The 22,050-nt window shown below is 48.2% G+C and carries 23 protein-coding genes and 1 riboswitch; of the genes, 15 read left to right on the forward strand and 8 right to left on the reverse strand.

Features of this window, described 5'->3' with window-relative positions; all coding sequences use genetic code 11:
* The first annotated feature begins 75 nt into the window (after window positions 1-75).
* The 3 genes from HP399_RS05615 (at window position 76) to HP399_RS05625 (ending at window position 2,302) form a co-directional block, all read left to right on the forward strand.
* Window positions 76-579 carry a VanZ family protein gene (locus tag HP399_RS05615; RefSeq protein ID WP_173616664.1) on the forward strand — a complete coding sequence of 168 codons (504 nt, stop codon included), beginning with the start codon at window positions 76-78 and terminating at the stop codon, window positions 577-579.
* Between the two features lie 63 nt (window positions 580-642).
* A complete protein-coding gene (locus HP399_RS05620; protein ID WP_304502539.1) occupies window positions 643-1,761 on the forward strand; it encodes an acetate/propionate family kinase in 1,119 nt (372 codons plus the stop codon).
* Window positions 1,762-1,888: 127 nt separating this feature from the next.
* Window positions 1,889-2,302, forward strand: a complete 414-nt coding sequence (locus HP399_RS05625; protein WP_007718541.1) for a S1 RNA-binding domain-containing protein — start codon at window positions 1,889-1,891, stop codon at window positions 2,300-2,302.
* Window positions 2,303-2,353: 51 nt separating this feature from the next.
* Here HP399_RS05625 and HP399_RS05630 read toward each other — a convergent pair whose 3' ends face one another.
* A complete protein-coding gene (locus HP399_RS05630; RefSeq protein ID WP_173616663.1) occupies window positions 2,354-2,743 on the reverse strand; it encodes a rhodanese-like domain-containing protein in 390 nt (129 codons plus the stop codon).
* Between the two features lie 120 nt (window positions 2,744-2,863).
* On the opposite strand from HP399_RS05630, the gene HP399_RS05635 reads away from it, so the two are divergent.
* On the forward strand, window positions 2,864-3,751 hold the full coding sequence (locus HP399_RS05635; RefSeq protein WP_173616662.1) for a LysR family transcriptional regulator: 888 nt from the start codon (window positions 2,864-2,866) through the stop codon (window positions 3,749-3,751).
* 5 nt (window positions 3,752-3,756) lie between these two features.
* Entirely contained in the window at window positions 3,757-4,557 is an 801-nt protein-coding gene (locus tag HP399_RS05640) for an alpha/beta hydrolase family protein (RefSeq protein ID WP_173616998.1), read from the forward strand.
* Here the strand turns inward: HP399_RS05640 and HP399_RS05645 are convergent.
* Window positions 4,554-6,374: a sensor histidine kinase gene (locus HP399_RS05645; RefSeq protein WP_173616661.1), complete on the reverse strand. Its 1,821-nt coding sequence runs from the start codon at window positions 6,372-6,374 to the stop codon at window positions 4,554-4,556. The genes HP399_RS05640 and HP399_RS05645 overlap by 4 nt on opposite strands.
* Before the next feature lie 5 nt (window positions 6,375-6,379).
* Window positions 6,380-7,390, reverse strand: coding sequence for a BMP family ABC transporter substrate-binding protein (locus HP399_RS05650; protein WP_173616660.1), 1,011 nt, complete (start codon window positions 7,388-7,390; stop codon window positions 6,380-6,382).
* 168 nt (window positions 7,391-7,558) lie between these two features.
* Between HP399_RS05650 and HP399_RS05655 the strand changes: the two genes are divergently transcribed.
* Window positions 7,559-7,750: a hypothetical protein gene (locus HP399_RS05655; protein ID WP_048034665.1), complete on the forward strand. Its 192-nt coding sequence runs from the start codon at window positions 7,559-7,561 to the stop codon at window positions 7,748-7,750.
* 119 nt (window positions 7,751-7,869) lie between these two features.
* Window positions 7,870-8,223 (forward strand): response regulator, encoded by a 354-nt coding sequence (locus HP399_RS05660; RefSeq protein WP_173616659.1) that lies wholly within the window; start codon window positions 7,870-7,872, stop codon window positions 8,221-8,223.
* A 65-nt stretch (window positions 8,224-8,288) separates the two neighbouring features.
* Here the strand turns inward: HP399_RS05660 and HP399_RS05665 are convergent, their stop codons facing one another.
* Complete coding sequence (locus HP399_RS05665) at window positions 8,289-9,275, reverse strand: ornithine cyclodeaminase family protein (protein WP_173616658.1); 987 nt, start codon at window positions 9,273-9,275, stop codon at window positions 8,289-8,291.
* A gap of 17 nt (window positions 9,276-9,292) precedes the next feature.
* Window positions 9,293-10,594, reverse strand: coding sequence for an MFS transporter (locus HP399_RS05670; protein WP_173616657.1), 1,302 nt, complete (start codon window positions 10,592-10,594; stop codon window positions 9,293-9,295).
* Between the two features lie 189 nt (window positions 10,595-10,783).
* On the opposite strand from HP399_RS05670, the gene HP399_RS05675 reads away from it, so the two are divergent.
* The 3 genes from HP399_RS05675 (at window position 10,784) to ald (ending at window position 13,929) form a co-directional block, all read left to right on the forward strand.
* Window positions 10,784-11,353: a helix-turn-helix domain-containing protein gene (locus HP399_RS05675; protein ID WP_173616656.1), complete on the forward strand. Its 570-nt coding sequence runs from the start codon at window positions 10,784-10,786 to the stop codon at window positions 11,351-11,353.
* A gap of 81 nt (window positions 11,354-11,434) precedes the next feature.
* Window positions 11,435-12,673 (forward strand): PucR family transcriptional regulator, encoded by a 1,239-nt coding sequence (locus tag HP399_RS05680; protein ID WP_173616655.1) that lies wholly within the window; start codon window positions 11,435-11,437, stop codon window positions 12,671-12,673.
* 131 nt (window positions 12,674-12,804) lie between these two features.
* Complete coding sequence (gene ald, locus HP399_RS05685; protein WP_173616654.1) at window positions 12,805-13,929, forward strand: alanine dehydrogenase; 1,125 nt, start codon at window positions 12,805-12,807, stop codon at window positions 13,927-13,929.
* Window positions 13,930-13,989: 60 nt separating this feature from the next.
* On the opposite strand, the gene HP399_RS05690 is transcribed toward ald, so the two are convergent.
* From HP399_RS05690 to HP399_RS05700, 3 genes are read right to left on the reverse strand one after another with little or no spacing between them, the layout of a single operon-like run.
* Window positions 13,990-15,168, reverse strand: coding sequence for a Ger(x)C family spore germination protein (locus HP399_RS05690; protein WP_173616653.1), 1,179 nt, complete (start codon window positions 15,166-15,168; stop codon window positions 13,990-13,992).
* Window positions 15,165-16,547, reverse strand: a complete 1,383-nt coding sequence (locus HP399_RS05695) for a spore germination protein (RefSeq protein WP_173616652.1) — start codon at window positions 16,545-16,547, stop codon at window positions 15,165-15,167. Before HP399_RS05695 ends, HP399_RS05690 begins: the two co-directional genes overlap by 4 nt.
* Window positions 16,537-17,637, reverse strand: a complete 1,101-nt coding sequence (locus HP399_RS05700) for a GerAB/ArcD/ProY family transporter (protein WP_173616651.1) — start codon at window positions 17,635-17,637, stop codon at window positions 16,537-16,539. Before HP399_RS05700 ends, HP399_RS05695 begins: the two co-directional genes overlap by 11 nt.
* Window positions 17,638-17,788: 151 nt before the next feature.
* Here HP399_RS05700 and HP399_RS05705 point away from each other — a divergent pair, with 151 nt between their 5' ends.
* The 5 genes from HP399_RS05705 (at window position 17,789) to HP399_RS05725 (ending at window position 22,034) form a co-directional block, all read left to right on the forward strand.
* A complete protein-coding gene (locus tag HP399_RS05705; RefSeq protein WP_173616650.1) occupies window positions 17,789-18,880 on the forward strand; it encodes a quinone-dependent dihydroorotate dehydrogenase in 1,092 nt (363 codons plus the stop codon).
* A 133-nt stretch (window positions 18,881-19,013) separates the two neighbouring features.
* Window positions 19,014-19,208: riboswitch (cobalamin riboswitch) on the forward strand.
* A 141-nt stretch (window positions 19,209-19,349) separates the two neighbouring features.
* The gene (locus HP399_RS05710; protein ID WP_173616649.1) at window positions 19,350-20,114 is read left to right on the forward strand and encodes an energy-coupling factor ABC transporter permease; all 765 of its coding nucleotides are present in this window, start codon (window positions 19,350-19,352) and stop codon (window positions 20,112-20,114) included.
* Entirely contained in the window at window positions 20,111-20,395 is a 285-nt protein-coding gene (locus HP399_RS05715) for an energy-coupling factor ABC transporter substrate-binding protein (protein ID WP_007718520.1), read from the forward strand. The genes HP399_RS05710 and HP399_RS05715 overlap by 4 nt, the downstream gene beginning before the upstream one ends.
* A complete protein-coding gene (cbiQ, locus tag HP399_RS05720) occupies window positions 20,392-21,189 on the forward strand; it encodes a cobalt ECF transporter T component CbiQ (protein ID WP_173616648.1) in 798 nt (265 codons plus the stop codon). The genes HP399_RS05715 and cbiQ overlap by 4 nt, the downstream gene beginning before the upstream one ends.
* Window positions 21,186-22,034 carry an energy-coupling factor ABC transporter ATP-binding protein gene (locus HP399_RS05725; RefSeq protein WP_173616647.1) on the forward strand — a complete coding sequence of 283 codons (849 nt, stop codon included), beginning with the start codon at window positions 21,186-21,188 and terminating at the stop codon, window positions 22,032-22,034. The genes cbiQ and HP399_RS05725 overlap by 4 nt, the downstream gene beginning before the upstream one ends.
* The last annotated feature ends 16 nt before the right edge of the window (window positions 22,035-22,050 follow it).

The following is a 22,050-nucleotide window of genomic DNA, read 5'->3' on the forward strand; positions in this document are numbered from 1 at the left end:
TAGCTGTAACCGACTAACCAGGTATGCGTCATGGTAAGATAGGAAAGAGAATCGAAAGCAGGGGGTAGCAAACACGTGCGTCGATATCGAAAAGTATGGGATTACTTGCTTTTGATTGTCATTCTACTTGGGTTGTTCATTTCTTCTTCGCAGCCATACGCTAAGCAAGACATGCGAGGAACGATAGACAAGCTCGTGGATGAACAGAGCTTACAGGACCGTATAGGCGACATATCGATTCCTTACGGAGGCAAGGATGTGAGCCTGGAAGAAAAGGGAGCGGCTGGTTTTATCGAGTTCTTGATACGGAAAGGAACACACTTTACAGTTTTTGCCCTCTTGGCTTATAGCTGGTATCGCGTATTTTCGCATCATCTCTCGTTTGGGCAAGCACTGCCCTGGAGCGCTTTTTGCAGTGTGATGACGGCAGTTTTGGATGAATGGCACCAGACGTTTACACCGGATCGAACTGGAATGGTGCAGGATGTTTTGCTCGATGCATCTGGATCTGTCACGATGTTGTTGATAATTGCTCTCAATTACCTGTATTCACGAAGAGCATATCGTTATAAAATGTAGGGAGCCTATCCATCCTATGAGGAGAGAAGGCTGCGATTGAATGATTGGAGAGTGGAGTAGATCGTGGTAGAAAAAAAGAATGTCCTTGTACTGAACTGCGGAAGTTCTTCGGTGAAGTACAAGCTGTATGAAATGCCTTCCAAAACATTGATTGCGCATGATTATTTGGAGCAAATCCAGCGTGACCAATATGAAGATGCTATTCGGGGAGTGTTTGAATCCCTCAAACAATATTCGATAGATATCGTTTCCCATCGTGTTGTCCACGGCGGGGAAGCATTTAAGCAGTCCGTTATTGTCAATGACCAAGTAAAAGACGAAATTCGTAACCTGTCCCGTTTCGCCCCGCTTCATAACCCCATTAACCTGACTGGGATTGAAGTTGCTCAAAGTCTGTTTCCTGATTTGATTCACGTAGCTGTTTTTGATACAGCGTTCCACCAAACCATGCCACCATCTTCTTATTTGTACGCACTGCCTTATGAATACTACGAGCAATACGGTATTCGCAAATACGGTTTCCATGGAACGTCTCACCGCTATGTCATGGGCCGTGCAGCAGAAATGATGGGTCGCCCGAAAGAGCAGCTTCGTCTGATCAGCTGCCACATCGGAAGCGGGGTAAGTATCACGGCGATCCGAAATGGTGAATCGTATGATACGTCGATGGGTATGACGCCGTTGGCTGGTTTGTCCATGGGTACGCGAAGCGGAAACATTGACCCAGGTATCATCCCGTATATTGAGGAAATTGAAAAGACCGACACGGCTGGCGCTATTAAGATTCTGAATAACAATAGCGGTCTCATGGGCGTATCGGGTGTATCCAACGATTTGCGCGACGTTATGAAAAAAGCAGAAGATGGACATCTCCGCAGTAAGCTTGCGCTGGAATTGTTTACCACTATTCTGCATAAGCATGTGGGACTGTACCTTGCTCGACTGAATGGAGTCGACGGCATTATCTTTACGGCAGGTGTCGGAGAGAATAGTGCTGCCGTGCGTGATTTGGTGTGCTCTGGTCTGGAATTTGCCGGGGTAAACCTGGATCGTGAGGTAAACCGCACCAGCAAAGGTGAGACATTTATCAGCACGAAATACTCTCCGGTAAAAGTCATGGTAATCCCGACAAATGAAGAACTTGTAATGGCAATGGATGCATTCGAACTGGGGCATAACTAGCTTGGAGTAGGTGCCTAGAAAGAATAGGCTTTTCAGTATTGGAATTTCTCTGCTATACTAAGAGAATGAGGCTTCTGGTTTGAGGTTCTCACCATTTTTCTGAAAAAATAAAAGGAGTGCAAACTGGATGGCAGTACAAGTGGGAAGCATCATCGAAGGAAAAGTGACAGCGATTAAACCGTTTGGGATGTTCGTAGCAGTCAGCGAAACGGAGCAGGGGCTGGTCCACATTTCCCAAGTAGCAAACGGTTTTGTTAAGGATATCAATGATCACTTTACCGTGGGGGCACAAGTAAAGGTAAAAGTACTCTCCATTGATGATGCAGGTAAAATCTCGCTTTCGGTTCGCGCAGCACTCCCAGCGCCTGAGCGTCCGGAACGTGAAGAACGCCGTGGTGGTGGATATCGTGGAGGCGACCGCGGAGGGAATGCAAAACGAGAAAGCGGAGCTTCTTTCGAAGACAAGATGAAAAAATGGATGAAGCACAGCGAAGAGAACCTTGCGACAATCAACAAAAAGAACGCAAAACGCGGCTACTAAGCCTTGCGATAACGTAAAAAGGACGGGGATGATTCCCGTCCTTTTTTGCGTCTAGTGTTCCAGTGGATTTCCTTCTTTTTGCCAGTATTCAAATCCGCCGAGCATCTCTTTTACTCGAAAGCCGAGAGCGGCCAGTTTCGCGCAGGCCTTTGCAGCACCGTTGCAGTTGGGACCCCAGCAGTAGACGACCATGAGCTTGGTCGGGTCCAGAGCAGCCGTCGTTTCAGCGGAAATAAGCGAATGGGGGAGATTTAGAGCTCCGGGAACGTGACCATCCCGATACGCTTTCTCGCTGCGAGCATCCAGGATGTAGAAGCCTTCCACTCGGTTTTGGATGTCATTCCATACATCAGCGACATCTGTCTCGATAGAAAGCTTGTTGAGAAAATGAGTGCGAGCTACTTCAGATGACGCGGCGGGTGTTTGCAAAACAAGAGACATATCAAAATCCTCCTCGTTACGTGTGATGGTTTATGAACAAAGCATAGCATTGAAGCAATCATCATAGTTATCTATACTATTTAATGAGGATCATTACTGATTTCTATGGGAGGAAGCGGGATGGAGCTGGTTTATTTACATACTTTTCGCGAAGTAGCTCGATATGGGAGCTTTACACGGGCAGCAGAAGAACTGGGCTATGCTCAACCGACGGTAACGGCACAAATGCAAAAGCTGGAGCAGTCGTATGGAGCCCCGCTATTTGAAAGATACGGACGCAAGCTGCGACTGACGCAAGCAGGTGAAGCCTTGCTGCCGTATGCACGGGAATTGATTCGTCTGTATGGGGAATCTAAAGAAGTGATTAAGCAACAGATGACAGGTCCGATTGCCATTGGAACGATCGATACATTGGCGGCGTTCTTTCTGCCGCCGTATTTGCAGGCTTTTTGTCAGCAATACCCTCAGGTTGATTTAGTATTGCGGACGGCTGGGGAAGCAGAAATTGTGCAACAGATCAGAGATGGTTATCTCGATTTCGGGATCATTTTCGATCGCCCTTGTACAGACCCTGAGTTAGTCACCCACGTTATTCGTGAGGAAGAATTGGTGATCGTCATGCCACTCGCACATCGATTCACAACAGCAACGGCACTCACTGTCCATGATTTGGGCAGCGAGCCACTTGTATTGACCGAAGAAGGCTGTACGTATCGGGGCATGCTGCTGGAGGCCTTTGGAGAAGCTGGGATGAGTCAGCGAATCGCCTGCCAGTTCAGCAATCCGGAAGCGATCAAGCAGTGTGTACGCTGTGGCTTGGGTGTAGCTTTGCTGCCGCTCATGGCGGTCAAGAGAGAGCTAGCAGATGGGGTGCTCACAGCCGTCCCGTTTCAGTCAGATAAGCCGCCTTTTTCCATTCAGCTTGTTTATCATAAAAAGAAATGGCTATCACCTTCGATGGTGACGCTTGTAGATACGATTACGAGATCACAGAGAGAGGAATCGTGAGCAGGATGCAGCTAGATACTTCACCATTTGTCGCATGTACACCCGAGGAGACAGTCCATCCGGGAGTGCGACTCTATACCGTCAGCTACTACAGTCAAGGCTTGCTGGTAAAAGCTTCCTTGGCTGTACCAGAGGCCTATTTTCAGGAGGGAGCACGTGTGCCAGCTCTCCTGTATTGCCGAGGCGGGATAAAAGGAGTGGGACGTGTCAGACCCGAGCGAATCAGTCAAATGGCCGCCTTTGGCTACGTGGTCCTCGCTCCTCATTACCGTGGCAACGAAGGCGGAGAGGGCCGGGATGAATTCGGAGGGGCAGACAGGCATGATGTGTTTGCTGCATTTGAATTGCTCGGCAACCTAGAGAAGGTGGATAAGGGGAGAATCAGCGTCTACGGCTTTTCACGCGGTGGCATCATGGCCTTGTTTACCGCAATGGAGTGCAAGGGCGTGTTGTCTTGCGTCGTATGGAGCGGCGTCAGCGACATGTTTTTGACCTATGAAGAGCGGGTTGATCTGAGAAGGATGCTGCGCAGAATCATCGGTCACCCGCGTAAGCAGGAGGATGCCTATCGCGATCGGACGCCTTTGTATCGGATGGACGAGATTTCTTGCCCTGTGCTGATCATACATGGAACGGAAGATGAGAATGTGGGAGTGGAGCATGCTCATAAATTGGCAGATGCGTTGACGCGAGCAGGCAAACCGTATGAAAAATGGCTGGCGCAAGGGGCCAGCCATCTGTTTGTCGGAGAAGATATAGAGATGTATACGCGCAAGATGTTCGCTTGGCTGGATGCGCAAGCCTAATCTTCTTTTGGAGTAAGCGGTAGCGTGATGATGATTTCCGTTCCTTTCCCCAGCTTACTGTTCACGTGCAGCTCCCCACCGTGGTTTTCAACCATTCGTCGGGAAATCGGCAGCCCCAGACCTGTTCCATCCTCTTTTAAGGAGAAGAACGGATCGAATATACGCACCAGATACTCTTGGGAAATGCCTTCTCCCGTGTCTCTGACATGAATATGGACAGCTTGATCGTCCAGGCGGCTTTCAATGGAGAGAACGCCGCCGTCTTTCATGGCTTCAATGCTGTTTTTCATTAAATTTAACAGGATTTGCTTTAATTGCTCGACATCGACGTGAATGCGAATGCTCGGATCACAGCGGTCTACGATTTCAATCCCATGCAGCATAGCCTCGGCATTCATCAAGGGAAGAATCGAATGAACGACACCGGCTAACGGAACCTCGCGATAATCGGGCTTGGACGGTTTGGAGAGCATCAACAACTCCGTCACAATGCGGTTGACCCGTTCAATTTCCTGCAAGATCAAGGGCAAGTAGTACAAATCGCGCTCTTGATTCGATAAACGCTGTTCCAATAGCTGGATAAAGCCGTAGATGACCGTTAGCGGATTGCGAATTTCATGAGCGGCTCCCGCTGCCAGCTGACCGACCATGGCCAGCTTCTCGGATTGATTCAAGTACTCTTGAATTTGCTCTTGCTCCGTAATGTCCAAGAAGGCGACCATCCACCCGGTTTCCTGATCGTGGTGATGATTGTGCAATGGGATGTAGGAGACAAGGGCAATGAATGGTGTGTCGTCTTTTTTGTACAAGGTCATTTTGCGATTGACGAACCAGGGAGTCGGCTCATTGCGTGTGGGTGCTTCAAAGGAAACCTTGGACACGGGGTAACCGTGATCGTCGAGCTTGACCAAATGCTGTGCCAACTGGTTTACATGAAGACCGACTGTCGCATGCGAATGAGTAATAATGCCAACAGGCAGAGAGTTTAAGATTTGCTCCCGGATATTTTTTTCTTCGGTCAAAATTTGCCGTTGCCTTTCATCTTGTGCGAATAGATTGGCGATGCTACTCGACATTTTGTTGAATTCTTGCGCCAACTCAAGGAATTCATCTTGATGGGTATAAACGATTTGTTGGCCGAATGTTCCTTTCGATACTTCACGCGCTTGCTGCATCAGAGACTGGATCGGGCGCAGCAGCTCATTTCGGAAGTAAAACGTACAGAACAGCCCAAACAAGATAGAGGCTACGGAAACCGAATACGTCAGGATCAACGAGACTTTGATGCTCTCATTCGAATTCTGAAACTCTTTGTTCGTCTGATACTCCAGCTGATTGAGTGAAAAAGACAGATCTCGTTCCAACCGGTCGAGCAATGGCTGTACTTCATTGGAAAGGACATAGCTGACGGCGGGAACATTCCCTGCTTGCAGCAACGGATTTATTTTGTTCAAAAAAATAAAGTCCAGTTTTGATATCGATTCAATAATGGTAAACAAGCCACTGTTCGCCTCGGTTTTGGGAAGCGAGGAAAAACGAGCGGTATCGATCAGATTTGTATAGTACTGATCCAGGTAAGACTCGTTGCGTGTCAATGTATACATGTTCAACGCATATGTCTTGGTGTAAATCTGGTTTTTGACTTCCAGTAAGGCGCTCGTTTGAGGTAAGAGGTTTTGCGTCAAATACACTTCATCAGAGGTGACCTTTGTCATTTGATAGCTGAACAGGGTCGTTACGCAACCGATGAGAAGCATCATTACGAGATAGCTGAGCATGATTTTTTTCTGAAATCCGAGATTGCTGAAAAGGGGCATGCTGATTAACCTCCATACGAGCCACGGGAAGGAATGAGATTTTGCAATTCCCGTTCTAAATCTTCACGTACATTTGCTGGCACCATGTGACCGAATTGACTGAGATGGTTGACTCCTTCGGCAAGTCCGTACATGACTTTTCCATTCGGGAGATCCCCTTGAATAAACTGTTCCATGATGATGCGGTAGCATTGACGAACATCCTGCATCATGGAGACCAGCACGTAGTCTGGAGCGATGTAGCGCTGATCGGCAATGTATCCGATGGTGAATACTCCTGCGCGCTGCGCTTCTGTAATCACTTCAAGATTGAAGCTGTCGCCTGTGGTGTAGATGACATCCACACCTTGAGATATCATGTCGCGAGTCGTGCGAATGGCTCCCTCAATATCATTGAAATCAGGAACTTTTCCCACGACGATAGACGTGTTGGGCGATGCCTTTTTCACACCCTCGATAAAGCCTTCTAATTGCAGGAGCTCTGTGGGCTTGTCTACCAAGATGTATCCAACTTTATCCGATTTCGACATCTTCGCCGCAAGTATGCCGACGAGCTTGCCAGCAGGCTTCATATCGTAACGAATCGTCGTCTGATTCGGATGCGGAGCCTCTCCGTTAAAGGAAACAAAGTGTGATTTCGGATATCGAAGTGCCACGTCTGTAAAAGGATCAGAGAAGATGAGGCCATGACCGAGTATGAGATCATAGTCGTTGGCTGCATATTTCTCAGCCACCTTCGTGATCTGCTCCGGTTTTATATTATTAGCGATTTCGAGTGAAAAGTTAAATCTTTTTTGCAGTTCTGTCATACTCTCCAGTGCACTGCTGTTCCAGCCTTGATCATAAGTGGGGCCCTCCAGCAACAGGGCGACACGCACTTTGTCAGAAGAATGGCTGCTTTTATTTATGACTTTATCGAGATGCTTCATGCTTGTAACGAACTGACTGGTAATGAGCAGAAGCAGCCCGACTACCAAACCGGTAAATAAGACGGGAAATGGCAGCAGCTTTGGCATGCGGGATTCCTCCATAGAAAAAAAGCATAATCCACTTAAAAATATAAATACACGTCATGCCTATTATATCGGTTCTGTGAAGGTTGTGCATGGAAAAAAGGGATACGGACAGGCTAATCGTATGGAGAACATCCTGCACAGCGGGAACAGAAGGGAGGCGTACACGCGATGGAAAACGATATGGTGGAAATCCCCCAGATTCATATTCCTGATGAGGTAACACAGGTCGATCGACCGGAGATTGGAGAGACCACTCCACACCCGAAACCAGATAGTCCTCTGGCGTCGAGCGGGACAGCTGAACCCGCCAGTGACAGCGATTCGAAAGAGAGCAGCGAGCGAATCGGCTTTATTTCATAAAACCGATCGGAGTTCGCCACATTCGACAAAAGAAGTCATTTTCTCTCGTGGACAAGGCTTGCGATTTCTGCAAAAGTAGGAAGTAGAATAGCAAGCGAGATGCGAGGGGATAAGACTGCATGGCCCGATTGCTGATAGTAGATGACGCAGCCTTCACGAGAAGGGTGCTGACGGATATGCTAGGCGAACAACATGAAGTTTGTGGAGAAGCGAGCAATGGTTTGGAGGCAATTGAAAAGTACAAGGAGCTCAAGCCAGATATTGTCACCATGGATATTACCATGCCGCACATGCACGGGATCGAAGCCATGCGTCACATCTTGGAATTTGACCGTGATGCCAAAATTTTGATCTGCTCGGCAGTCGGGCACCGGCAGAAGGTGCTGGAAGCGATGAAAACAGGAGCGAGTGATTTCGTCGTGAAGCCTTTTCAAAAAGAGCAGATACTCGATGCAATCGCACGACTTTTGTAAACAGGAAAAAGCAAACAGCCGCCAAAGCCCGGGTGGGAAGGCGGCTGTTTTTTATAAGCCAAGATTTACAAGCTGATTTCTGTTCCAATGCCGTTTGCTTTCGCACGTTCATAGACCGTTTTGGCAACGGCTGTGTCCAAATAGGCAATACCCACGGATTTGTACAGCGTGATTTCTTCATCGTTTTCTCGGCCAGGCTTTTTCTCAATCAGAATGTCTCCCAGCTCAGCGTGCATTTGTTCAAAGCTCCATTCGCCGCGTTCAATCGGAATGAGCAAATCGCCAGCTTCGTGCTGGGCTCCCTCGAGTGTATCGACCACGACTTTGCTGTTTTGTACAGTAGTCAAGTCGACCTCCTGCATATGGGGAAGAAAAGCACCGATGGCATTGATATGCGTACCAGGACGCAAGCGTGTTCCATCAAACAACGGACTGGTAGCCTTGGTGCTGCAAATCACGATTTCGGCATTCGCAACCGCTTCATTGGCATCATCCATAACCGTGATTTCGCCTTGCCACTCCGGGTAGAGCGAGAGTAGTGTTTGTTTCATTTCGTCCGCTTTCCCCCGTGTGCGGTTATAGAGATAAATGGTTGTCAGCGGACGGACTTCCATGACGGCTTGAATCTGTCCGATGGATTGTGCCCCGCATCCCAACACAGCACAGCTTTGCGCATTTTCTTTTGCTAAGTATTTGGTTGCAACGCCACTGCTTGCACCTGTGCGCATAATCGTCAACAGGCTCGCGTCCATCATCGCCACATGCTGTCCCGTTTTTGCTTCGGTCAACACGATCACGCTTTGGAGTGCTTTGATATCGTGCTTGTGATTCTCCGGGAAAATACTGATGATTTTTACCGCTACGTATTCGTCCGTTTCCAAATAGGACGGCATGTATAGACTGGTTGCTCCGTATTTCGGATGGTCAATAGCAGTACGAACAGGGGTGGTGACGTTTCCTAGCATATGCTCACGGAAGACGTGTTCCACATCTTCCAAGCAATCTTTCATCGTATAGATTTGTTCAATGTTTTCACGGCTTAATACTAGCATCTCATTCTTCCTTTCCATCAGGATTCGTCCAAATCCAAATCCTTTGTTTCCTTCGTAGCAGAAATCGCAATGAGAGAAATAACCCCGGAAATGACAATGTACAAAGCGATTGGCACCCACGAGTTGAATGAGCTTAACAAGGCAGTAGCGATCAGCGGAGCAGTACCGCCCGCTAAAGCAGCACCGAGCTGGTAGCCAACCGTTACCCCAGTATAGCGTACATTCGTACTGAAAATCTCGGAAAACATCGTACCCAATACAGCTGTGACCGGAGCCCAGAGAATCCCGAGTCCGATGACTGTAGCGACGGTAAGCCAAAGGGCTGATTTCAATGACAGCATATAAAAGTAAGGGAATGCAAACAGCATCATCGCTATAGTTCCCACGATATACAATGGCTTTCTGCCTACCTTATCGGACAGCATGCCCATGTACGGAATCGCGATGGTTGTCACTAATGTGGCGATCGTCACGGCATTGAGTACCGTTATTCGGTCGTAGCCCAAGTAGTTCGTCGCGTAGGCAATAATAAACGTCGAGAAAATATAGAACGGCGCCGTTTCTACCACTTTGGCTCCGACGGCAATCAGAACAGCTTTCCAGTGATAGCGAAATGTATCTACGATGGGAACTTTCGCAATGTTCCCCGTCTTTTTTGCTTCTTGAAAAGCTGGCGTTTCATCGATGCCATTGCGAATCCAGAGTCCTAAAAAGACAAGTGCTGCACTCAACAAAAACGGAATTCGCCAGCCCCAAGACATGAATTGATCATCGGGAAGCGCACTCATCAATGAAATAGCCAACGTACCGAGCAGCATACCGATCGTTACACCCATTTGCGGGATACTTCCAAAAAAGCCGCGTCTGCCTTTGCCGGAGTACTCTACGGCGAGAAGCAATGCACCACCCCATTCACCGCCGATCCCCAAGCCTTGAATCAAACGCATCAGGACGAGAAGAATCGGAGCCCAGATGCCAATGGCATTGTAATCAGGCAGCAAACCGATCAAGACGGTAGCGCCTCCCATCAGCGACAACGTCAAGACCAGCGTTTTTTTACGACCGATTTTGTCCCCGATATGACTGAAGATCACGCCACCCAATGGCCGGATGAAAAAGGGAAGACCAAATGAGAGATAAGAGAGCAGTAAGCCTACAGTTGGATCAGAAGAAGGAAAAAATAGCTTGTTGAATACGAGCGATGCCATGGTTCCATACAGGAAAAAGTCAAACCACTCAATGGAGCTGCCAATCAGGCTCGCGACCAACGCTTTGTTTTGAACCTTTTTGGAAACGCCCGCTTGTGTTTGTAATGCCATCGGGTAATCCTCCTTTGTCGGCAGGTATTGAAGTGTCACTTCAATTTAACAGTGAAGTATCACTTCAATTTTTGAAAATAAAGCGATTACAAATCTGATAATAATAAAGATTATAAAATGCGATATAATTTGAAGCAATAGTAAAAATTGATTATGATAGACCTATCCTTTTTACGGCGAGGTATGCAAATGGAACCTACCATTGGTGTATTAATCAAATCGCTTCGTGTCGGCAAGAAGAAGACACTCAAACAAATTGCAGAAAAAACACAGCTGTCGATCAGCTTTTTGTCCCAAGTAGAGCGTGGGAAGTCTTCCATCACGCTGGAGTCATTGAAAAAAATTTCGGAAGCCTTGGGAGTGAGCCCAGGCTATTTCTTTTCGGGTGAGTCGAGTGGAGGGAATGGGCAGGTACGCAGGGCGAGCAAAGAGCGATCTGGGCTTTTCCATGCGCCTTTTGTGTATGAGGACCTGTCCGGTGATTTGGAGAATCCGTCGCTGGTACCGATTCTCGTTACGCTTTCACCGCGTGGAGAAAAAGGCACGCCTTTTGTGCATAAGGGTCAAGAGTTTATTTACGTCCTCGAGGGTGTGTTGACTCTTTTGCTGGGGGAAGAGGAGCATGATTTGTTCCCTGGCGACAGCATTCACATGGATTCATCCGTACCGCACAACTGGGTGAACCGTACAGGCGAGGTCACCAGATTCCTTTGTGTCAATTCGCATGACAGCGACATGATTCCGAGCGCTTCTTATTAATTGACCGAGAGCGTTTAGCGAAGTCATGTTTTCTACTATAATAGAGGAACGCGTAGAAAAGAGCGGTAAAGAGGTGAAAGTGTGCCCGTAGAGCCTAACTATTTTCAACAGTATCAGCATGCTGATATCGACGAATTAGCTGATGTCATTGGAGAACTTTTGCAAAATCCGATAACGGTCGAAGATGCCGATCATAAACTGATTGCTTACAGCTCACACGGAGAAAGCACTGATGAAGCGCGCTGGTCTACCATCATGGGGCGACGGGTACCGGAAAAAGTGCTGACGCGCCTTTGGAAGGACGGCGTATTCCAGGAGCTGTTAACGCAAGACGACCCCGTACACATCCCAGCCAAGGACGAAATCGGCTTGGGGAAGCGTGTGGCGATTGCCATTCGCAGAGGGAGCGACGTACTCGGTTACATTTGGGCACAAGAGGTGAATCGACCGATTACCCGGGAAGATGATGAAATTCTTCGTCAGGCAGCACGTGTAGCTGTTTCGCGTCTCATCCAACGGCAGGGAAAACGCAAGGCGGAGGAGCAGCGACGCAAGGAATTTCTGTGGGAGCTGTTGCTGGGGAATCACAGCAGTGAGGCTGTCATTCGCCAAAAAGCGGACACCTTGCAGATGCAGCTTCCAACCTCTTATCTCATTTGTATTATTGAAGCGGCAGGAGCGCGTCTGGACCAGTACTTGTATCCGTTATTAATGCGTGACAAGCTGCTCTGGGTTGTCGACGGCTCGCAAATCATCTTATTGATCGGTCTGTCCGATGCGAAAAAAGACAAGAGTGACGTGCTTATTCGCAAGGTGGAACAGTTCCTTTCCGACTCGCTTGGCAAGCTCGAAGCACATGTCACGGAAGGACGCCAGGTGATTGCCGGGTACGGGAGAGACTACAAGTCTTACACGGATATTGTGAAAAGCTACAGGGAAGCGCTGCATGCGCTCAAGATCAAGAAGCTGTTTCCACAGGAAAATGAGGGGATTCACGGGTACCACGAGCTTGGGATTTACCGGTATCTACTACAACTGAAGCAGTGGGAAGAGGAGCAGGGCTATCAGAATGAACGGCTGGAAAAGCTCAGACAGTACGATCGCGACAACCAGACGACGCTCTTGACAACATTGGAGACTTTTTTGGATGCCGCTGGCAAGGTCAACAAGACAGCAGAGCGCCTGCATATCCACATTAATACGTTGAGCTATCGACTGAGACGAATTGAGGAGATCATGCGTGTCGATCTCGACAATATGAACCAGCGGGCTGCCTTATATTTAGAGTTGAAAATAGCCAAATTAGATGGGGAACAGTAGTTTGTTTGTGAATTTTCACAAATGAAAAGACGCTAAAATTAAAGGAATCTCCAAGGAGTATGCCCTAGGATACGCTGTACAATAATAGTAACCGCAAAGAAATTGGCGTTTCCAAGGAGGACATACTTATCATGATCGTTGGAATTCCAAAAGAAATTAAAAATAATGAGAACCGCGTAGCCATTACCCCAGCAGGTGTAGCTGCTCTGGTACAAAACGGACATTCCGTTCGTGTAGAAACAAGTGCAGGGCAAGGCAGTGGTTTTACGAATGAAGATTACAAGGCAGTAGGCGCTGAGATCGTAGAAACAGCAGCAGAAGCTTGGGCGTCTGACATGGTAATGAAAGTAAAAGAACCACTCCCTGCTGAATACGGATATTTCCGCGAGGGTCTGATTCTGTTCACGTATTTGCATCTCGCACCAGAGCCTGAATTGACTCGTGAATTGATCGATAAAAAAGTGATTGCAATCGCTTACGAAACCATCCAGCTCGACAATGGCGCTCTGCCACTGTTGATGCCGATGTCTGAAGTAGCGGGCCGCATGTCCGTTCAAATCGGCGCGCAATTCTTGGAAAAGCAATATGGTGGAAAAGGCGTTCTGCTCGGTGGCGTACCAGGCGTACCAAAAGGCGAGGTAGTCGTAATCGGCGGCGGGATCGTAGGGACAAACGCAGCGAAAATGGCGCTCGGATTGGGTGCAAATGTAACGATCATCGATGTAAACGCAGACCGTCTGCGCCAACTGGATGACCTGTTCCAAGGCCGCGTTCAGACGCTGATGTCCAATTCCTTCAACATCGCAAGCGCTGTGAAAAAAGCAGATTTGCTGGTAGGCGCTGTACTCATTCCGGGTGCTCGTGCTCCACGTCTGGTAACAGAAGATATGGTAAAAGACATGTCACCTGGTTCTGTGATCGTAGACGTTGCGATTGACCAAGGCGGATCGATTGAAACAGTTGACCGTATCACTACGCATGACAAACCAACCTATGAAAAGCACGGTGTGATTCACTATGCGGTAGCCAACATGCCTGGTGCAGTCGCTCGTACATCTACATTGGCCCTGACCAACGTAACCGTTCCTTACGCGGTACAATTGGCGAACAAAGGCTACGCACAAGCGATTCGCGACAACAAAGCATTGGCAAAAGGCGTAAACGTCATCGACGGCAAAGTAGCTTACAAGGCTGTAGCTGATGCGCATAACCTGCCGTATGCTTCTATCGAGGAAGTTTTGCTGGTGAAAAACTAGCTTCAACGTAAATAAAAGAAGAAACTGCTTGTCCGAGTTTACGGCAAGCAGTTTTTTTATTCATTCATTCGGCCCAAGCGGGTCAGGGTATTTGACCGAACCCATCTTCATTTTTCCGGAATCACTTAAGTACATATGCACCTGGATTTGGGTCAGGGAATCAGGTGTGAGCTTATTGCGTTTGCGTATTTCGTATTTACGCCAAGCCTGGTAGTCTTTTTTAAACAAATTTTCCTCCAAGCTATACAGATCAACCCCTGCTTTGACTCCTTTTAGAAACGTCCCGCGAATTTGCTCGGCTACCTGTTCTTCGGAGTTTTTTCGTACGAAAGCAGGCGTAACCGCACTCATCATTTCACGAACGAACCCCTTTAGTCGGACATTGACCTGATAACGAGGATGATCTCCAGTGGTAATCGGAGTGATGTCCAATTCAACATGCTCAATGCGCATTGTCGCTTTGGGAGTGTTGTTTTGTCGCACAATGAGGCCAGCAAATTCCGTGTCACTATTCATCCACCGAATTCCCATTAAATCACGATTGGGGAAGTAACCCTGCCAATGTCCACGATGAATGGCGTGGATGCCATCGATGGAGAGGCGCGAGATGAAGCGGTTATTTTCTTTCCAGGAACGCTTGTAAAGTGTGATGTTTGGCAATAATACGGTGTTTGACGGCTCCCAAAAGTTCGAGATAAACCGATAAAATTGGATCGGTTCGATAAACGAACGCTGCTCGTAAACATCCTTTGGCTGATGCAAGAGAGAGTCCAATGGAGAAAATCCGACCAAAGAATGGGAGCTTAACACTTTGTCAATCGGCTCCCGCGTTCCGAATACCCACTTGGTGTAACGAATCAGACCGTATCGATTCATAATATCATGGGAGGTGATAACGCCCTTTTTCAAGAGGCGCTCATGAAATACGATGGAGGATACAAAGCCTAGAAACACAGGTACCTGTGCGTTTTTTTGCAGGTTATCGAAGGCAGACTGAAGCGTTTTCCCTTTTCCGATCGAAATGGTGGCAGGTGGAGCTTGAAGGGTAGTTGATGATTCCTGCTTGGCGACGGTAGACAGATCGGTGGATTGGGCGTAAAAAACATACTCATTGTTGATGTAATCAATGCCCATCGCAGATAAGTAGCGAAGGTCCTGAATGGCTTTCTGATCCCAACAGCCGCTAAGAAGAGTGGTTGCCAACAACAGCATAGCCGACGCAATCCGCATGCACTTCATTTGTTATCGCCACCCTTAGCTGTTCTTGTCCGAAAAAAACTGGTCATGGATTTGAACAAGACATTGAACAGTGTGGACAAGGAGTTGGATGAACCCATCAAAATATACGATCTGCCAAAGGAGGTCAAGGTGGACAAGTAGTACACGATGGCAATCATCCCGAGGATAAAGCCGTACATGCCGATGATCGCAGAAAGGAAGAAAACAGCGAAACGAGCAACTGTTACCGCGCCGCTTAATGACTGATTGACCAGTGTGAAGGATGCAACGACGGTAAGGGAGCCGATAAATAGCATCGAGGGAGATGTCAGTCCTGCACGAATGGAAGCATCCCCGATAATCAGTGCGCCGACTAATGCCAGTGTCTGCCCGACGTTTTTGGGCAAACGGGCGCCTGCCTCACGCAGAAATTCAAAGATAAACAAGATGAGAAATAGCTCCATCGGTGCGGAAAACGGCAGCCCTTTTCGGCCTTGTGTAACGGTAGCGAGCAATTGAAAAGGATATTGCTCTACATTATAGGCGGATAGTGCAATCCAGAAGCCAGGAAGAAAGATTGCGATCCAAAATCCACCCAGGCGCAGCATGCGTTCCAGCCATACATAGGTAACAGGGTACTGATCGTCTTCAGGAGATTTGATTAGTTCGAGTAAGGTTACAGGTGCCACGAGTGCCAAGGGTGAGCCGTCTACCAATACGACGACCTTACCTTGCAGCAGCATGTAAATGACATAGTCAGGGCGTCCAGTATAATCAACCAATGGAAATAGGGAGTGAGTGTTGTCACTCAGTATCTTTTCCAGAATGGCGCTGTTCACAATTTTTTTTGAGGTACATTTGTGTAGTCTCTCACGCATCATCTCTACCAGATCTTCAGATACCCCATCTGTGATATACATCATACCGATTCTTGTGCGCGAGCGCGTTCCGAGAATAAAAGGCTCATAGGCCAGAGTAATCGTTCGCATGCGCTTGCGAATGAGAGCAACGTTCGTGGAGAGATCCTCGACGAAGCCGTCCCGAGGACCTTTGATCGAAATCTCTGTATTGGATTCTTCAGGATTGCGCTCTGGACGATTGGAGATGTCCCAGGCAAACGGAGGAGAGTCTCCAATAAAAATCAGTAAATCTCCTGCAAACAGTCGCTCAACCCACAACTCTGGGTTCGTGAAGAGTGGGAAAAGGGGAAGCGAACGCAAATCACCAATAGCTAGGAATCGCTCCAATTGCGGCAAGGCCGTATCTTGTAATTGACGAACGTCTGCAAGTCCTTCGCAATAAAGCATCAATACAGGCTGATCCTCAGATGTGACCGTGCGCATAAAAACGACGTCCGCACAATGCGCGAATTTTTCCCGCAGTTCCTCTTCAAGGGTCATAAGGGGCCCCCTCCTGTCTGGATGGTTTGCGCAGGGATATCAGGATGAGTGCGAGTGAGACAACAACCATGATGACGAAGTAAAGTGGGTAGTATACACGCGATAAGAAGGCTACGAATTGCATGTCGCTGTAAGGGAGGCTGGTGAAGGCGATCATGCTTCCACCGAAAAACAGCATCATGAATTTGCGTTGCTTTCGGGTTCGTATCGTGATCAAATCTCCTAAAAGAATCAGGCAAAGCGTTATTCGAATAAAAGCACCAGAAAGCCACTGGAAAATCGAGAAAAACTCCATGTTCTCGATGTCTTTTCCGATCGTGAGTAGCCGCCATTGTTCAAATGCAGGAAAACGTTGACGAGCGGACTCCACAGGTCCAAATTCTGCAATTGCCCCTGTCAGTGGGCTGAGTGTCAACAGCAACGTGATACCGAGCATGACAAAAAAGTGTACGAGTCGAAACGGCTTTCGTACGTGATGCTGGAGCAACAGGAGCAGAAACATCTCGGTGAAACCGCCGCCAACGTAAAGCATCCCATGTAACAGCGGACGAAAACCGTTCTGGAAAAGCGGGAGCAAAAGACTATAATCCTTTTTGGGAATATTGCCAAAAGCAACGAAAAATCCGAGCAACACGACTATGGGGAGCAAGATGCCTGCTGTGATTCCAACGGAGGTCATACCTCCAATAGAAGCGAGTACACATAGCCCCATCAAGGCTAAAGCGGTCACCCACTCGGGTGTTCGAGGCAAGTAGTTTACGGTTGTCCAAGTTTGCGTATCGATCAGATTCGTTAGCGCCATTAGGTACAGGCAAATCATGATTGGAACGAGCAAGAAATTGCTGACGATTTTTCCTGATCGTTGTGAAATCCACTCATACAAAGACTGTTGAACCAAACTTCGATTAATTACAAACAGCAGATACGCCCAGAAGGAAAAGGGGATACCTGAAAGCAACACGCTCAACCAAGCATCTCTGCCTGCTTTACTAAGTACGAGGGGGATGACGGTTACGTGGTTCGTAATGCCGATCGTCAGCATCATCACCATAATGGCTTGACCAATCCCGATTTTTCCGTCCACTTTCATGAAAGACTTATCCCCCTGTGCGTGGTGGTGTTGTTAGGATTTGCCTGCTTGCTTGGAAATATGTATCAGGTATAAAGGTTACATCCTCCCGAAAAAGTATGGTATTCTACTATGAGGTAAAAAGGTAGAAACGGAGTAAGGAGTGCAGCCGATGTATCAGCTCATAAGAAAATATCTATTCCAGCAAGATGCGGAAGAGATTCATGAAAAGACAATTGGTGCCTTAAGGCTAGTGGAGGATTCTGCTCCAGGCAAAAGCATCCTGAAGATGATCTATCAGGTAAAAGACCAGCGGTTGGAGAATAAGCTGTGGGGAATGACGTTTCCGAATCCAGTCGGACTTGCAGCCGGTTTTGATAAAAATGCAGAAGTCTATCATGCGTTGGGTGCTCTTGGTTTTGGGTTTGTGGAAATCGGGACGTTGACGCCGCAGGGGCAGCCAGGCAATCCGAAGCCGCGTTTGTTCCGATTGCCGGAACATCAAGCTGTCATTAACCGGATGGGCTTCAACAATCACGGTGCGTATTTAGCTTCCCAGCATTTGGTCGGTTACGCATACTCAGATGTTCCGATTGGGATTAACATTGGGAAAAACAAAGTAACGCCGAATGAAGAGGCGGCCATCGACTATAGCAAATGTATGGACATGCTCTATGCATACGGTCACTATATCGTCATTAACATCAGCTCTCCGAATACCCCGAATCTGCGTGACTTGCAGGAAACAGAGAGCTTGCGTCATTTGGTGCGTGCAGTAAGGGAAAAGGCGACTGAAATGGAAGCGCGTGCCATCAAGAAAAAACCGATATTGCTGAAAGTAGCACCAGACATGTCGGATGAGCACATGCGCGATGTTGTTCACGCTGCTGTTGAAGAAGGCATATCCGGAATTATCGCTACCAATACGACACTGTCACGCGAGGCGGTTTCCGGACATCGATTTGCCGAGGAAGCTGGTGGCTTGAGCGGAAGACCTCTTACGGAGCGTTCCACCGCTTGGGTAAAGGAGATTTATCAAGAAGTAGGAGACAAGGTACCAATCATTGGTGTCGGAGGCATTTATAACGGCGAAGACGCCTACGCGAAAATCCGAGCAGGAGCCAGTCTCGTTCAGGTGTATACGGGGATGATTTATCAAGGCCCAGGTATTGCCAAGCAAATCAACAAAAAACTGCTCAAGCTCATGCAGCGCGATGGTTTTAAACATATTAGTGAAGTAATTGGCGTGGACGCAAAAGAATAGATAGAACAAGCACGCATAGGTCGATGGCTCCGTTTGTAGTGGGTCATTGGCTTATGCGTTTTTGCTTATATTCTTCCGATTTATGTAGTGATCCGGTATAATGATGTGGGACAAACATGAATTGTCTGTCAATTGCATATTGTCGGCGTTAGGTGCCTTTATGTGACGCATAAAGGGTAACAGGGAATCGGGTGAAAGTCCCGAGCGGTCCCGCCACTGTAACCAAGGAGCTCTCTTTGAGAAGGAAACCACTCATTTTCGTATGGGGAAGGACAAAGAGCGCATGGATCTGGAAGCCAGGAGACCTACCTAGTAGCCACACCACAGAACCTTCGCGGAAAGGAGCGGTGAATACGAGGCAATGAGGCTGTATAGTCAGTCTGTTGTTTTGTGTGCACATCTCGTCCATTGATGGATGGGATTTTTTTATTTGTAGGAAAGAACGAAAGTCAGTGAAGGAGGAATGAACATGAATCGATATCGTCTCGTATCGACTTGTCTGATGATCGCGGGCTTTGTCCTGTATTTTTTGCTCAATGAACCAGAGACAGGACATGCGATGCACATCATGGAAGGGTATTTGCCATTGTCCTGGGCCTTATTTTGGTGGGCTGTCTTCTTGCCATTTTTTATGCTTGGAATTCGCTCGATTAACAAGATTGTAAAAGAACATCCCGAAATGAAGCTCCTTATTGGCGTTGCTGGAGCGTTTGCGTTTGTTTTATCTGCACTAAAAATACCTTCGGTTACAGGCAGCAGCTCTCATCCGACTGGAACGGGGCTTGGCGCCATTATGTTTGGGCCTTTTGCGATGTCTGTGTTAGGGAGCATGGTGCTCTTGTTTCAAGCTTTGCTTTTGGCACATGGAGGTTTGACTACGCTAGGGGCAAATGCTGTATCCATGGCTGTAGTAGGACCACTGGTGGCATACGGAATCTATCGGATGATCATGAAGGTCAACGGAAGCCAACGTCTGGCTGTTTTTGCGGCGGCTGCTTTGGCTGACCTCGCTACCTATGTGGTGACTTCGATTCAACTGGCACTCGCATTTCCAGCTGAATCTGGCGGAGTGTTGGCCTCGTTTGCCAAATTTGCAGGAATTTTTGCATTCACGCAAGTACCGCTCGCAATCAGTGAAGGTCTGTTGACTGTCCTTGTTTGGAACTGGTTGTTATCTTACAACGCAAAAGAGCTTACACAGCTTCGTTTGCTCAAACGGGAGGAATCGCTGTGAAAAAAGGATGGAACTGGCTTTTACTCTTGGGGGTAATCGTATTGGCGATTGTCCCGCTGTTGCTGGTGCAGGATTCGGAATTTGGCGGCGCAGACGGCGTAGCGGAGGAAGCGATTAAGGAAATTGCTCCGAATTACGAACCGTGGTTTCAACCGCTGATAGAACCACCAGGGGGAGAGACGGAGAGTCTATTGTTTGCGGTGCAGGCGGCGTTGGGAGCGGGAGTGGTTGGCTACGCTGTAGGCTTGTACAAAGGTCGGTTGGATAAGCGGAAAAAATGAACGGTCTGCAGCTTGATTCACTTTCTTATCAAAGCAGGCTAAAACGTCTGCCGCCAGCTCATAAGTTATTGCTGGCGAGTGTATTGTTACTACTCGTCTTGGTGGGACATGTATGGATGCAGATGGCCGTCGTTGTTTGGATGACGGTATGGGTAGTGGTGTATGCCCGTATTCCTGTCCGTATCTATTGTGCCTTTATGATCGTGTCGCTCTCGTTTTTCGTGGCGGGGCTCCCTGCCCTATTGGTAGAAGGGGCGAGAGCAGGAGAAGTACACGTCCAGGTCGCGGCAGCATGGGAGTTGGGTTCGTATGTGCTCTATGTGCCTATGTCATCATTTGGTAAAGTTTGGATTTTATTTTGGCGTACCATGGCGAGCTTATCTTGCTTTGCTTTCATTTTGTTTACCGTGCCGTTTGCTGAAATCTTGCAGGTGCTTCGCCGACTTCGTATGCCTGTCCTTGTGACTGACTTATTAATGATCATGTATCGGTTTATTTTTGTGTTGGTAACGATTTCTCACCAGCTCTGGATTGCCCAACGTTCTCGGGGAGGTCATCGCGGTTTCCGCGCGACGCTTCGAGATGCAGGGGTTCTCGTTGCGCAATTGTTTGTCAGAGCGATGCGCAAATACGAAGCTTTGCACAAAGGAATGGCGGCTAGAGGCTTCGGGGAGAGCATGCAGGTGCTCGCGTTCCATACCCATGCTCGCTCGCGCCGCTATGAGTGGGAGTCAATCGCAGGCTGTATGCTGCTGGTACTGCTTGAGTGGTGGACAGGAGGTTGGTGGTTATGACATCACGGTTGTTGGAGTTCATCGATTTGCAGTACACGTATCCGGGAGGGCGGGAACCCGTCCTGTCAGGGCTGTCCTTATGGATTCCAGAGGGGAAAAAATGTGTCCTTTTGGGACGAAATGGCTGTGGGAAGTCGACCTTGTTCTTGCATGGAAACGGGATCATCGAGCCACAGCAGGGACAGGTGCTGTGGAAGGGGAAACCGCTTGTCTATAAACGAGCCGCACTGCAAGAGATGACGCAAAAGGTAGGCTTGGTCTTTCAAGATCCCGAGCATCAGCTGATTGCAAGCACGGTCGCGGAAGATATATCCTACGGTTTATGCAATCAGAAGCTGTCTGTGGACGTAATCCGGGCTAAGGTAGAAAAGGTGCTGGATGCATTCGGGTTGAGAGAGCTGGCAGAAGCTCCGATTCATCATTTGAGCCTGGGACAAAAACGACGTCTGGCACTCGCGGGGGTCATGGTCATGGAGCCCGAGCTTTTGCTATTGGACGAGCCTACTGCGTATCTGGATCGCTATCAGACAAAAAATTTGCTGCGGGAGCTCGATGCCATTCACCAGCAAGGAACGACTGTTTTGATGGCGACACACGATATGGATATTGCGTTTGAATGGGCAGAGTGGATCTGCATCATGGATAAAGGCAGGCTTGTGTTCGCGGGAGATCCGCAGGAGGCATTGGAAAATAGAACCATGCTAGAGAGTCTTCATCTGGGTATGCCGTTGCTTGTTGATGTGTGGGAGGCACTGCCTGAACAGTGGAAGCGGGAACTTGGCGGTAATATTCCACGTTCGGTCGACGAACTGCGAAAAATGCTCAGTGTTCAGCGGGTGTGGTGAATGGAGTGGGCGCTTT

It is taken from the genome of Brevibacillus sp. DP1.3A, assembly GCF_013284245.2.
Lineage (GTDB): Bacteria > Bacillota > Bacilli > Brevibacillales > Brevibacillaceae > Brevibacillus.